Origin of the sequence: Litchfieldella qijiaojingensis (genome assembly GCF_014651875.1) — a bacterium.
In the GTDB taxonomy this organism is placed as follows: domain Bacteria; phylum Pseudomonadota; class Gammaproteobacteria; order Pseudomonadales; family Halomonadaceae; genus Litchfieldella; species Litchfieldella qijiaojingensis.
In genome coordinates, this window is sequence record NZ_BMXS01000001.1 from 23,328 (window position 1) to 35,670 (window position 12,343).

9 protein-coding genes are annotated in these 12,343 nt (G+C 61.5%); 4 read left to right on the forward strand and 5 right to left on the reverse strand.

What is annotated here, in order from left to right; translation table 11 throughout:
• Positions 1-55: 55 nt before the first annotated feature.
• On the reverse strand, positions 56-1,372 hold the full coding sequence (locus IE093_RS00130; RefSeq protein WP_189464679.1) for a glycerophosphodiester phosphodiesterase family protein: 1,317 nt from the start codon (positions 1,370-1,372) through the stop codon (positions 56-58).
• A gap of 353 nt (positions 1,373-1,725) precedes the next feature.
• Here IE093_RS00130 and IE093_RS00135 point away from each other — a divergent pair, with 353 nt between their 5' ends.
• Positions 1,726-2,454, forward strand: a complete 729-nt coding sequence (locus IE093_RS00135) for a hypothetical protein (protein ID WP_189464682.1) — start codon at positions 1,726-1,728, stop codon at positions 2,452-2,454.
• A 107-nt stretch (positions 2,455-2,561) separates the two neighbouring features.
• Here IE093_RS00135 and IE093_RS00140 read toward each other — a convergent pair whose 3' ends face one another.
• Positions 2,562-3,269: a winged helix-turn-helix transcriptional regulator gene (locus IE093_RS00140; protein WP_189464684.1), complete on the reverse strand. Its 708-nt coding sequence runs from the start codon at positions 3,267-3,269 to the stop codon at positions 2,562-2,564.
• A gap of 224 nt (positions 3,270-3,493) precedes the next feature.
• On the opposite strand from IE093_RS00140, the gene IE093_RS00145 reads away from it, so the two are divergent.
• The 3 genes from IE093_RS00145 (at position 3,494) to IE093_RS00155 (ending at position 6,779) form a co-directional block, all read left to right on the forward strand.
• Positions 3,494-4,909, forward strand: a complete 1,416-nt coding sequence (locus IE093_RS00145) for an FAD-binding oxidoreductase (RefSeq protein ID WP_189464686.1) — start codon at positions 3,494-3,496, stop codon at positions 4,907-4,909.
• Between the two features lie 200 nt (positions 4,910-5,109).
• Positions 5,110-6,108, forward strand: a complete 999-nt coding sequence (locus tag IE093_RS00150) for an outer membrane protein assembly factor BamB family protein (RefSeq protein ID WP_189464688.1) — start codon at positions 5,110-5,112, stop codon at positions 6,106-6,108.
• 131 nt (positions 6,109-6,239) lie between these two features.
• Positions 6,240-6,779 carry a cytochrome P460 family protein gene (locus IE093_RS00155; RefSeq protein ID WP_189464689.1) on the forward strand — a complete coding sequence of 180 codons (540 nt, stop codon included), beginning with the start codon at positions 6,240-6,242 and terminating at the stop codon, positions 6,777-6,779.
• 66 nt (positions 6,780-6,845) lie between these two features.
• Here the strand turns inward: IE093_RS00155 and thiI are convergent, their stop codons facing one another.
• The 3 genes from thiI to IE093_RS00170 all read right to left on the reverse strand — a co-directional run bounded on the left by thiI (position 6,846) and on the right by IE093_RS00170 (position 12,220).
• Positions 6,846-8,339 carry a tRNA uracil 4-sulfurtransferase ThiI gene (gene thiI, locus IE093_RS00160; RefSeq protein ID WP_189464691.1) on the reverse strand — a complete coding sequence of 498 codons (1,494 nt, stop codon included), beginning with the start codon at positions 8,337-8,339 and terminating at the stop codon, positions 6,846-6,848.
• A gap of 149 nt (positions 8,340-8,488) precedes the next feature.
• A complete protein-coding gene (locus IE093_RS00165; protein WP_189464693.1) occupies positions 8,489-8,959 on the reverse strand; it encodes an aminoacyl-tRNA deacylase in 471 nt (156 codons plus the stop codon).
• 147 nt (positions 8,960-9,106) lie between these two features.
• A complete protein-coding gene (locus IE093_RS00170; RefSeq protein WP_189464695.1) occupies positions 9,107-12,220 on the reverse strand; it encodes a transglycosylase domain-containing protein in 3,114 nt (1,037 codons plus the stop codon).
• Positions 12,221-12,343: the final 123 nt, after the last annotated feature.

Consider the following 12,343-nt stretch of genomic DNA (forward strand, 5'->3'; position numbering starts at 1 on the left):
ATGGTTGGCAGAATGAATGCGGGCCGCGCAAATGCGCGGCCCGCTTGGTTGTGGCTCAAGCCCTCGGCTTCATGCAGTTGTCGTAGAAAGTCACGGTAGCCGGCCAGTCGGAGAACAGGCCGTTGATGCCGACGTCCCGCGCCAGGACATCGAGCGTGAGCAGCTTGTCGCCGTCGTTGTCGATCGCGTTGTCGGTGGTCTGGTGGTACCACTCGCCATCATGGTTCAGCGGTCCCGAGCGCTCGAAGGTCCAGGTAATGATGTCGAGGCCGGCATCCTTGGCGCGTTCGGCGTAGACCGAGGGCACGATTCGGTTGCCGGTATCGCTGGCCTCGGGATTGGCGGCGAGCAGCATCCACATCGGCGGCGCGATGATTTGCACGCCTTGCTCCACCAATTCCTCCATGCTCGGTGACCAGGTGTCGGGGTTGGTGTGGTCGAAGCCCTCGACGTCGTAACGGCCGTCGAGAAACACCGCTTGTTCGCCGAACTCGGGCTCGTTGTCCAGCCAATAGCGTACGTCGTCTAGGTTGAACGATTGAGGGTAGACATAGCGAGGCGACACGTCGGCGGCCTTGTATTCATCGATCATCTTCTGCGCGTAGTCTTCCTGGCTCATGCCGTCGAAGGGCATCTCCACGCTGGGCGCCTTCAGCTCGGGAGTCATCTTCACGCCAAGCGCCTTGAACAGCGCGATGCTTTCGGCGTGGGTCATCAGCGTGCCGCGCGAGGCGTAGAGGTCAGTGCGCCAGCCGGGGGTGCCGTTCAGGTAGTCTTCGATGCTGCGCGCTTCGCTGTTGGCGCCTTCCATCTTGCCCTCAAGCGTTTGGAACTCTGCCAGTGTGATGTCGCTGGTGCAGCACTGGATATCTGCCGCGTTCACCAGTTCGCCGCTATTCGGGTCGAATTCAGGCGGGACACGGCATTTCTGGGCCAGATCCGTTTCGAGGATGTTGGTGGTGGCATGCAGGTCGCATTGCGAGTGCCGGCATACGAGTTCCTGATCGGCGGTGAAGGTCACGTCGCATTCCAGGATGCCGGCGCCCATCTGCGCCCCGGCAATGTAGGATTCGCGGGTGTGCTCGGGGAACTGCATTGCCGCGCCGCGATGGCCGATGGAGAAGTCAGTCTTGCGCCAGGCATGTTTGCTGGTGGCACAGCGCAGCAGGTCCGCCTTGAGTTCGCGTTCGCGTTGCGAGTCGTCGTCCATGTCCTGGACCAGGAACAGCGGGCGGGGGCCGAGAGTCACGGTATCGGCGGCGGAGATCACGGCGTCGTCCTGTTCCTGCGCAGCCCATGCCGTGGGGGAGAGCGCAAGCATCGCAAGCAGGCAGAAGGTGGGGAGTGTCGCAATCGTCTTTTTCGTGTTCATGGGGAGTCTCGCTGTTTTCTTCCTGAAAACCGGGTACGGAACCCCTGAGTATGGCCGGAGGCGTGTTACAGGGTCGTGATGCCCAGGGAGACACGGTGTCATCCGCTTGATTTCTCCTCCGAAAGGGCTCACTCCCAGCCGATGATCTTACCGACAGAGGGTGGTACGGCTATATTTTCATAGTACCACTTCCTCTGAGTGACACGGCCTGCGACCCATGCAGTCCGGGCAGGGACGCCATCGACGCCAATCCAGCAAAGAGTCTCAGACAAGGAGACAGTCGCCCACCTCCATCTCCAGTCGAGTTGAGAGGGCCTTGAAGTGGCAATGCCCGCAACTCAAGGAGGTCAACCATGTACGAGATGATCCGCAACACCCTGGCGCATCGTGGCACCGGGATGCCGCAGGCAGTCGTTCCGCGGCTCGGTCCTGTAGGCGTTCTGGCAGCAACCGTGGTAGCCGCCGCCTTTATCCTGCCTCCCCAGGTGCAGGCAGGCGATAAGGACAAGGAGCACGCCCAGCATACCGCCGCGGTGAAGTGGCATGCTCAGTCGGGCAACGAAGGCGAGGTCGCCGGCGCGGGGGCCACGTTGTACACCACCGAGTGGGGCAGCTCCGTCCACTTCGAGGCGGCTGGCCTTGAGCCGGGGCATGTCTACACGCTGTGGTGGGTCGTAGTGAATAACCCCGAGGCCTGCGAGGCGTACCCCGAACCTTGCACCGCTGGAGACGTCCTCGCCGATGGCAACCCCGCCGAGGCGCAGGTTAGCTACGCCGACGGCAACGTCGCCACCGACGACGGCAAGGCAACCTTCAGTGCCCACTTCACGCCCGGTCCGATCGAAGGGGGCTGGCTGCCTGATCAGGAGTTCACCAACCTGTGGGGCGCCGAGCACCACTTCGTCGTCAACGACCACGGCCCGCTTGTCGCCGAGCTGATGCCGGGGATGATGCACACCTACCGGGGTGGCTGCAGCGATGACTCGCCGTTCCCCGATAGCTTCCCCGACACCGCGCTCGCCGATGGCGAACCAGGCCCCAACGACTGCATCCTGACCCAGTCTGCGACCTTGCAGCAGTAGGAGGAACCTCGGGGTTGAAGGCGCGGGCCTTCAGCCCCGCTCGCTCGGCCATGCGGGCGACGGAATATGGCCGAAAGTTTTGTCGGCATCCCATTGACGGTACCGGTTCAGGCACTTACCTGCTTGGTTTCCGCAGCGAAGGCGCTCAGTCCCAGCCAGGTTTGAATGCTGGCCTGCAGTTTTCGGTCGCCGGTCAGCTTGAGCCTGCCACTGTCGATGGCCTCCCGCACGGTCATCAGGCCCATCCAGATGGCAGTCATGCTACGCAGATCGCAGACCACGTACAGATCGACATCGTGGCCGGGATCCTTCTTGCAGAGGTCGACCGAGCCTTCTTCGGACGTATTGTCGATGACAAGCCACCACTTCGCCTGACCACGCGTCACATCGTGGTACAAAAACTGAATCGTAACCCTGTGTCGTGGCAGTGGTGTGGGGTTCAGGTTGCGTCGCATGTCCCACATCAGCAGCGATGGGTCGAGGTTCTTCATGGAGAGCTGCGACTCCAGCCAGCGCTGCCCCCAGCTTCCCATCGACATGATCACGGGGCGAAGTTCTTCACCGGCTTCGGTGAGCTCGTAGAGTGGCGTGCCGGTATTGGGATCGGCCTGGCGTCTCACGACTCCCAGCGCTTCCAGCTCGCGTAGCCGTTTCGATAGCAAGGCGGGTGAGATGTGGGGTAATCCCCGGCGTAAGTCGTTGAAACGGTGACTTCCGCACAGGAGCTCGCGCACGACCAGGATGGTCCAGCGGGTTCCCAGCACCTCCGAGGCCATGGCCACCGGGCAGAATTGCCCATATCCCCAATCAGCCATTGTGTCTCCTCCCTAATCGCTACCGGAATCGCTATCGCACCGGCACCGCGAGAGAGAGTGTCATGCGCAGCGCGAGGGCGGTACAGATGGTGAATTCATGGCCATCGAACAACGCTGCTACCGTTGACTATATCACTTCCCCCGAGTGGCTAGACACCCGTTGCAGGGACACGCATGCGAAGCCGTCGCCACTTGAGAGGGGGCCTTCGAGAGGAGCCTTGACCATGAAAGCGAAAACATTGGATGGCCTCGATATCGACTTGAAACCGGAGACGGTCAATGGTTTGAAAATGCAGTTACAGGGGCTGCTGTATATGCCAGGTGACGCAGGCTATGAGGAGTCACGTAGCCTGTGGAACGCAATGATCGACAGAAAGCCGGCCGTTGTCGCGCGCTGCCTTGGCACGGCTGATGTAATGGCGTGCGTGCGCTTTGCACGCGAACACAACCTGCTGCTGTGTATCAAGGGCGGGGGACATAACATCGCCGGACTGGCCGCGGCCGACGGGGCGCTGATGCTCGATCTGTCGCTGATGCGCGGCGTGTGGGTCGACCGCGAGAGACGGATTGCCCATGCGCAGGCCGGGTGCATCCTTGGTGATGTGGATCGTGAAACCCAAGTGCATGGGCTCGCTGCCGTACTCGGTTTCATATCGACCACCGGTATTGCCGGCCTCACCCTGGGCGGTGGGTTTGGCTATCTGACGCGACGCTGGGGGTGGACCGCGGACAACGTGACGGGGATGGATGTGGTGACCGCCGATGGCCGGCTGGTACATGCAAGCCGCGATGAGTATGCGGATCTGTTCTGGGGCCTGTGCGGCGGTGGCGGCAACTTCGGGGTCGTGACCGGCTTCGACTACAGGCTCCATGACGTTGGCCCCGAGGTAGTCGGCGGCCTCGTGGCCTGGCCTGCCAGCGAGGCCGCCGGCGTGCTCGAGCTGTATCGGACGCTCGCCGAGCAGGCGCCGCCCGAACTCACCCTGGTGGCGCTCATGCGCAGGGCACCGCCCGCGCCTTGGCTGCCGCCGGAACGGCATGGCACGCCGGTCGTGGCACTGCTTGCCTGCTACAGTGGGGATCCGGATGAAGGCGAGAAGGTGGTGGCACCGATCAAGTCGTTTGGCGCCCCCATTGGCGATGTGCTCGTGCGCCGTCCTTATGCTCAGTTGCAGACACTGCTCGATGCGACCCAACCCAAGGGGCGGCGTTACTACTGGAAAAGCGAGTACCTGTCGAGTATCGAGCCGGCATTCTGTGAGAAGGCGATCGAGCACGCGGCAAATGTCCGTTCGCCACATTCGTCGGTGATACTGTTCCAGATGAGCGGTGCCTTGAACCAACTCGACTACGACCACTCGCCTGTCGGCAACCGCGACGCGCGCTACGTGTTCAACGTGGCGGGCTCATGGGAGCAGCCGGACGACGACCAGGCGAACATCGAATGGGCGCGCAATGCGTGGCACGACATGAAGGCGTTTTCCACCGGAGGTACCTACATCAACTTCCTGACCGAGGACGAAGGGCAGGAGCGTATCGAGGCGGCGCTTGGCTCGGCCCTCCAGCGGCTCGCCGAGATCAAGACTCGCTGGGATCCGCAGAACGTGTTTCGCATCAACCGCAACGTCAAACCCATTTGATCACTAGCAGCGGCGTCGCCATGTGGTTCAGGTGTAAGGTTCGGGAAAGGCGCCACGACTTAATCGAGTTAGCGAGAAACCTACCTCGTTGCTAGCCTGCTTTACGGGATTGGCGGCTCGGGGCTCATGACTTCCGGCCTCGTGGATGGCCCGAGCGACTAGCCGCGGACAGAATGATAGCGACCAATGGCGGAGGGGGCATGTTCAAGTTCGCGGTCGCCTTGGTGTGTGGAGTCCTGATGGTGGTTGGCTCCTCTGCGGTGAGCGGGGGCACTCTGTACCCTAGTAACCCCCTGCTCTCCGAGCATGCCGTCTTCGTCTCCCATGAGGGCATTGCCCGAATCGATCGCCGGACCGGTGAAACGGTATGGACGGCGCTGACGGGAGAACAGACGTTCGAACCGGTCATCGCGGCCGGTTGGCTGCTTGCCGGCACCAGCTCCGGACTCGTGGCGTTGTCACCAGAGAGCGGTGAAGTGATATGGCGGCGGTTCACCGACGAAGTCGTGTTCTCGCCGAGCGTGGCCGACAACCTGGCCTTCATAGCCGGACGGGACGGTCGCCTGCGCGCTCTCGACCTGCCGAGCGGAGAGGTACGTTGGACACGCCAGTTCGACGGCTGGGTCTATCCGCCAGCCGTTCAGGACGGCGTTCTCATCACCGGAGGGCAGGATGCCAGGTTATGGGCCTTGGAGCCGGTGACTGGAACCAGCGTATGGGAGATAGCCCTTCAACAGGAACTCGTTTATCGGCCCATCGCCGGCAAGACTCTGGTGTACGTGACGACCTTCGCCGGCGAATTGCTGGCCTTGAACCCTACCGACGGCAGCATCCGCTGGCGTTTTCATGATGACAGGGTAAGCACCAGCCCGGCGGTGGATGACCGCTTCATCTATCTGGGGCGGTTCGACGGCGTTCTTCAGGTCCTCGATCAGACGACGGGAGAGTTGCGATACCGGCAGCAATTGGGTCAGGGGCCGCTACGCCCACCTCATGTGGGCGATGGCAGGATCGCAGTGGCTGATAGGGAGCGTCTGGTTACCGTACTGGACACCGAGAGTTTCGAGATCGCATGGCAGGCTAGGTTGTTGACTCCCCCGCTGGCCAGTCCCTGGTTCGAGCACGAGGAGGTGGCCATCGCCGGTCCCGGGTATCGCCGGTATACCTTTGCCCTTTCGCAAGACCCAGGGATCCGCTGACTCGCAGGAGCTCACGGATGCACCTCCATGTCGGCATCTCGCATAGCGAAGGAGTGTAAGGTCGCGACGATACCCGCAACTAAAGAAATGGAGCTTGAAAGCCGCCAACGACACGGAAGGAGGAGGTAACCATGAAAACAACGCTTCTGGGGTCTATCGGCATTGGGCTTATTGCGACCAGTCTAATGGCATGGGCACAGCCGCCCTTTGGTGGCGAGGAAGATATCGCTTACGCCGAAGCATTGTGGGAAACCATGAAAGACACCAACCTGGTGGGTGAAAAACGCACCATGTCTGCCCCTTATACGGGGCAGCATCCGCATGGCGCCATTCTCGACACCATGGATGGGGAGATCACAGTAGAAGGCACCACAGGGCCGGTGATCGTCAAGCGCAACTATGGCGGTGAGGGCGTATCCAGGGAGGCCGTCTGGAACGATCCCGATCAGTACCTGGGGTCCGTGACCGTAATGTTCCAACGCGAAGGTTATGATCCGGACAACAATGACTGGTTCTGGGCCAAGTATTTGCCGGACGGTAGCCTTGACACGAACCCGGAAGGCAGGCCATTGGCCGGTAGAGTCGCCAAGGGAATGGAGCAGGGATGTATTGCCTGTCATTCCACTGCTTCGGGCGACGATCTGGTGTTCGGTCACGACCGCTTCCAATGACCCAACGATAGCGCGGGCGCCCATGTGGCGCCCGTTTTTTGCCGAGAGCAAGCGTGGAAAGTAGCCCTAGACGGCCACCTCCTGCTCTTCCCCCCGATATACACCAAAATTGGTCAGCCCCTGGTCGGCGAGATGCAGCGCCTGCATCTTGCTCATCACACCCTGATCGCAGTAGAGCAGATAATGACGGTCGCTGGGCAGCGTCTTGGCTTCTTCCTGCAACTCGTAGAAGGGGATTTCCAGCAGTTCGACCTTGTTGGGTATCCGCAGAGGTGCCTCGTCGCGCTCGCTGGGGTGACGGATATCGATCACGCTGCAGTCCGGCTGGGCGGCCAGGGCTTCCGGCGAATCGACGACCTTGACCTCGGCGAGCACCGGCGCGGTTTCGATCAGCTTGTTCACCCGGGTCTTGCTGGCCTGGTCGATGGCGCGATCCAGCACCTCGAAGTCGAACTCGGCTTCCGCGGTTTCCACCCGGTCGCGGCGAGCGCGGGTGTTGGGGCGGCGGGACGTCACACCGCAGTATTCAGGCATGCGCTCGGCGAATTCGGCAGTGCCGATGCGGCGGGCTTCGGCGATGATGTCCTGCTTGTCGCTGGCTACCAGCGGGCGCAGGATCGGGCGCTCGGCGAGGCTGTCGATCAGGCTCAGGTTGGTCAGGCTCTGGCTCGAGACCTGGGCGATGGCATCGCCGGTGACCAGCGCCGGGATCCGACCCTTTGCAGCGATCTTGTCCGCGGCGCGCATCATCATGCGTTTGAGCACCACCCCCATCAGTCCGTCGGGGATCTTGGTGAGGATCTCGTTGACCACGCCTTCGAAAGGCACGGAAATGAAGTCCACATGATGCGAGGTGCTGTAGCGTTGCCACAGATGGTGGGTGACCTCGCGTACGCCGGCTTCGTGAGCGGGGCCGCCCAGGTTGAAGAACAGGAAATGGGTCTTGATGCCACGGCGAATCATGCGGTAGGCGGCCACCGGCGAGTCGAATCCGCCCGAGATCAGCGCCAAGGCGGACCCTTGAGTACCTAGGGGGTAGCCGCCCAAACCCGGGCGTCGTTGGGTGATCAACAGCAGCCGCTTGCCCTTGAGTTCGAGCGATACCACGACATCGGGGTGTTCCAGGTCGACGCGAGCCCCGGGAGCGGCGGACACCAGGGCAGCGCCCAAATGGCGTTCGAGGTCGTCGGAGCGGAACTCATGCTCGCCACGACGTTTTACGCGCACGCAAAAGCTTTTGTGGGCGATGTACGGTACCCACAATGGCAGGAGCTGTTCGGTCGTGTCTTCGAAGGAGTGGAACTGCCGATCCTCGATGGTCAGCACTTCATGAATCCCGGGAATGCGGGTCATCATCGCTTCGATCGTGGCCAGGCGATCCGCCGGCAGGTCGGTACTGGGTTGCACTTCCAGTGCATCCCATTTGCCCGCCACATGCACCCCGGCATCGTAACGGTACAGGGTGTTGCGAACGTTGGCGCGCAGGCAACGTACCATCTCCTTGCGTACCGATCGCGATTTGATGGTAATTTCCGGGAATAATTTCAGTAGATACTTCATGAAGGCAAAATTATTTAAAAACAATTATTTATTATAATAACAGCCCCCTACGACACGAGCAATCGAGGGGGCTGTGCGATAAGGCGGGGCTCGCCAATGGAGCATGCTCCCAGCCGGCGACGGAAGTGTGTTGTGCCCACCCGTTCGGCTTATACGTGGCGGCTGAAGTGGCCATGCCCGGCTTCGCGCATCAAGCGATCGAACTCCCGCCCACTCATGTGGATCAGGGTTTCGTGGTCACCGGCTTCGAAGTAGATATCCGACTGCTGGCGTAGTTCGTCATCGACGAAGACCTGCAGGCCATAAGCCTGGCCCACGGGGGTCAAGGCGCCTGGATCGCAGTCTTCGAAGCTCTGCCGGATCTCGTCTTCCGATGCCAGCTCAATGCGCTCGTGGAGCATGTTCGACAGCATGCCCAAATCCGCTTCACAACTGCCGGGTAATACAGCAACCCGGTAGCCGGAATCGCCATGCAGCAGTATCGCCTTGGCCAGTTGGTTGCCGGTGATGTGTGCTTGCTGGGCAATGCGGTTGGCGGTCACTTCGCGGGGGTGCTTGACCTCTTCGAAGTCGATGTCTTGCGACCTGAGGTACTCCCGCATTGTCATTGCCATGGCCATGACACGTCCTCCTACGGCCATAAGGGCCGGTATGGTTAGCAGCGAGGCGTCCTTGCGGCACTTTCCATCGCTTGGGCGGCGCCCACGCTTACCCATAATGATAGTTGGAGTGCGTGGCGGATGCCGCCCGTTCGCGAAAGCTCCCGATCAACCGCCGGCGACCTGCAAGACGGGAGAGGATGGACGGCAGAGGCTTTGACCGCCGGGTTGCAGGTACGGCCGCAAGATGGGCTCCATGCCCTTGAGCACCTGGACCGGCAGGGCGGAAGTGAAGCGGAAGTTGTCCGACTGGCTGCCGGCCACATAGGCGGTGAGCGTACCGAAGTGATGCTCGCCAAGGTAGAACACGAAGGTGGCGGTGCGGTTGAGGGCTCGAGAGTCGATGACATGACCGAAGCGGGTCACGGTTTCGATACGGTTATCACCGGTGCCGGTCTTGCCGCCCAAGGTCAACGGCGTGCCATCCTCCAGGGTAAAGCTGCCCTGCAGGCGTCGAGCGGTTCCACCTTCCACCACCTGCGACAGCGCTTCACGCAGCACAGCGGCAACTTCCGGAGCCATCACGCGTTCGCCGTTCGTGGGCGTACGAACGAAGTGTGTTTCGTAGGGGGTGCCAGCGGCGAACTGCAGGGTGTCGATGCGTTGTGTGGGCAGGCGTACGCCGTCGTTGAGAATGATGCCCATCAGTTCGGCCAGAGCCGCGGGTCGGTCGCCGGAACTGCCGATGGCGGTGGCCAGCGACGGTACCAGGTGCTCGAAGGGGTAGCCCAGACGCTTCCAGCGCTGGTGGATATCCAGGAAGGCCTCGACTTCCAGCATGGTGCGAATGCGGATGTCACGAGCGCTGCGGTGACGTGTCTTGAACAGCCAGCCATAGACTTCCTGGCGTTCGTCGTGGCTGGCGGCCACGGCGTCATGGAAGCTGGCATCGGGATTATCGAGCAGGTAACCGAGCAACCACAGTTCCAGCGGGTGCACTCGGGCGATGTAACCCTGGTCGGAGAGGTCGTAGGCACCGGGGCCGTAGCTGTGATAGAGATCGTCGATACGTTTGTCGCTGAGCGACGCTCCTGGCAGGCGCTCGTCAAGAAAGGCTGAGAAGGTGTCGAGGTCAGCTTCCGGTATCAGATAGCGATGCACCGCAGCCAGCCGTGCCGGGGTAGTGCGCAGGCCATCGAGGAAGGTGTCGAGGCGTTGCGGGTTGTCCTTGTCCTGGTACTTGCGCCAGAAACGCAGCAGGAAGACGCGCCCTTCGCGGTCGGCGAAGCGGCGCAGGTACTCCACGCGGCGTGGGTCATTGTCGTCTTCGAGCAACTGGGTGCGGTTGACGTTCTGGTAAGTGGTGTAACGCACGATGTCGCGCAGCAGGCGCACGAAGGCCAGGTTGATCGATTCGCGCAGGGCGTCGTTGAGGGTTGGGTAGCGGCCGTTGTCCTCGCGCCGGAAATTACTGAAAGTATGGCGGCCGCCGCCGGTGAAGAAGGCTTCGTGTGGGCTCGCCGAGTAACGACGTTCCATGGCGGCGTGCAGCATGGCGGTCAGGTCGCGCTCGGGATTGGCGATCAAGTAGTCCAGTGCCCAGCGGCTGAGCGTATCCTGACGGTCGATCTCGACTTGGCGTAGGGCGTCGGCCGATTCCGCTGCGTAGCGCTGGTGCAACTCGGCGATCACTTCCAGGTAGGTGGCGAGCACCCGCAGTTTGGCGGTCGAGCCGAGCTCCAGTTTACTGCCTTCGTTGATGTCGAACGGTTGGTTGGTATTGTCGGTCTGCACCCGAACCTGGAAGCCCTCGTTGCCACGCTCGAACAGGGTAAAGCTGTAGCGTACCTCGCCGGTTTTTTCCGGGGACAACAGGCGCTCGCCGAACAATCCGATTTCGTTGGCGAATTCCGGGTCGGCCAGGCGCTGCAGATAGTCGGATACCTGCCGTTGCAGGTCGCCATGCAGCGTGGTGGTGGCTGAGAGATCGAGCCGGTCGAGATCATAGTAGGAAAGTCCCATCAGACTGGCAAGCCGGCTGCGTGCCACCTGGATGCCCTTGTCGCTCTCGATATGGATACGTGCCGGATCCTGGGGGAAGTGGCGGAACCCGAGGGCTTGGGACAACGCAGCATCGCGTAGGGCGGTGTCGATTACCCCTGCTTCGACCAACAGGCGCAGATAGCTGTCGGTGAGCTGCTCCAGGGACTGACGACCCTGTGACAGGTAATAGGAAGGGCGGCGTTGGGCGATCATCAGCGATACCACCTGTCTCAAAGCCAACCCTTGTGCCGCTATCGTGCTGTCATCATTGAAGGCCGGGACCAACAGGCGGTTGACGGTGTCGAAGTCGGCGCCGTACCAGACCCACAGGCCATCGCCGAGACCATGGACTTCTCCATAGCCAGGAGCTGCCGAAAGCGGAACCGTGTTGAGATATTCCAGGGCAACGTCACGGCGTGCCCCTATAGTCTGCGGGCCTTGCTGGTAACTGCGCACGCTGGCCGAGATCATCTGGCGCAGCTTTTCCATTGCCGAAACCGTCAGGCCGCTGGGCGAGTGGCGATACTTTTCCACTTGGGTGGCCAGGGTACTGCCGCCGGTGGATTGTTCCTGCATGTCCAATGCCTTGCCCACCTGGGACATCGCGGCCTTGGCGAAGCGTGGCCAGTCCACCGCGGGGTTGGCGAAAGGGTGGGTGTCGTCGAGCAGTTCGCGATTCTCGATGAACAGCAATGTTTGCAGCACTAGGGGAGGAATCGCATCGAAATGTGGGTAATGTCGCTGTGGGTGGCGGAATTCGTAGAGTGGCTCACCACGACACTCGGCGATGGTCAGGCCGGCCCGGGTCTTTTCTTGATAGGGAACGAAGAAGCCACGTTGGGCATAGTCAAGCAGCGACGAGGAGAACTGGGCCTGGTGCTCGACGAGGTAATCCCGGTGCGTGAGTCGTTGCTGCAGCGCAGGTAGCAATGTATAGCCAAGGCGGGTGTCGAAAGGGCCGTGTTGCGGGAAGACGATCTGGTTGCTGGGCCCAGGTTCGAGCGAGAATGTCAGGGTGCTGGCATAACGCGACAGTTCCTTGGCCTGCAGCCGCGATGTGCGCGCCTCGGCTACCAACAGGGAAGACAGGACGGCGGCCAGCGACAGCAATACCCAAGGTATTACGACTTTTAGCCGCCAGTGGGGTTTGGCACGAGCCGAGGTAGGCTGTGGAGGACGATATGCCTCTTGTGCTGAGAGATCGGTGCTCTGGTGCGTTGGATATTCGAATGCGCCCATCTCTACTTCTCCCAGCGCGTACCGCTACATGACCTCCGGGAAGCGCTGAATAAATGCCTGCGCGGCTTATTCAGCGCTTCCCTAATTCAAGAGTAGACGGACGACGCGGAAAGAAGGAGAGGG

Coding starts and splice junctions, on each gene's coding strand:
- IE093_RS00170 (WP_189464695.1), bottom strand. CDS start 12,220: ATGGGCGCATTCGAATATCCAACGCACCAGAGCACCGATCTCTCAGCA.
- IE093_RS00155 (WP_189464689.1), top strand. CDS start 6,240: ATGAAAACAACGCTTCTGGGGTCTATCGGCATTGGGCTTATTGCGACC.
- IE093_RS00165 (WP_189464693.1), bottom strand. CDS start 8,959: ATGGCCATGGCAATGACAATGCGGGAGTACCTCAGGTCGCAAGACATC.
- IE093_RS00140 (WP_189464684.1), bottom strand. CDS start 3,269: ATGGCTGATTGGGGATATGGGCAATTCTGCCCGGTGGCCATGGCCTCG.
- thiI (WP_189464691.1), bottom strand. CDS start 8,339: ATGAAGTATCTACTGAAATTATTCCCGGAAATTACCATCAAATCGCGA.
- IE093_RS00150 (WP_189464688.1), top strand. CDS start 5,110: ATGTTCAAGTTCGCGGTCGCCTTGGTGTGTGGAGTCCTGATGGTGGTT.
- IE093_RS00130 (WP_189464679.1), bottom strand. CDS start 1,372: ATGAACACGAAAAAGACGATTGCGACACTCCCCACCTTCTGCCTGCTT.
- IE093_RS00135 (WP_189464682.1), top strand. CDS start 1,726: ATGTACGAGATGATCCGCAACACCCTGGCGCATCGTGGCACCGGGATG.
- IE093_RS00145 (WP_189464686.1), top strand. CDS start 3,494: ATGAAAGCGAAAACATTGGATGGCCTCGATATCGACTTGAAACCGGAG.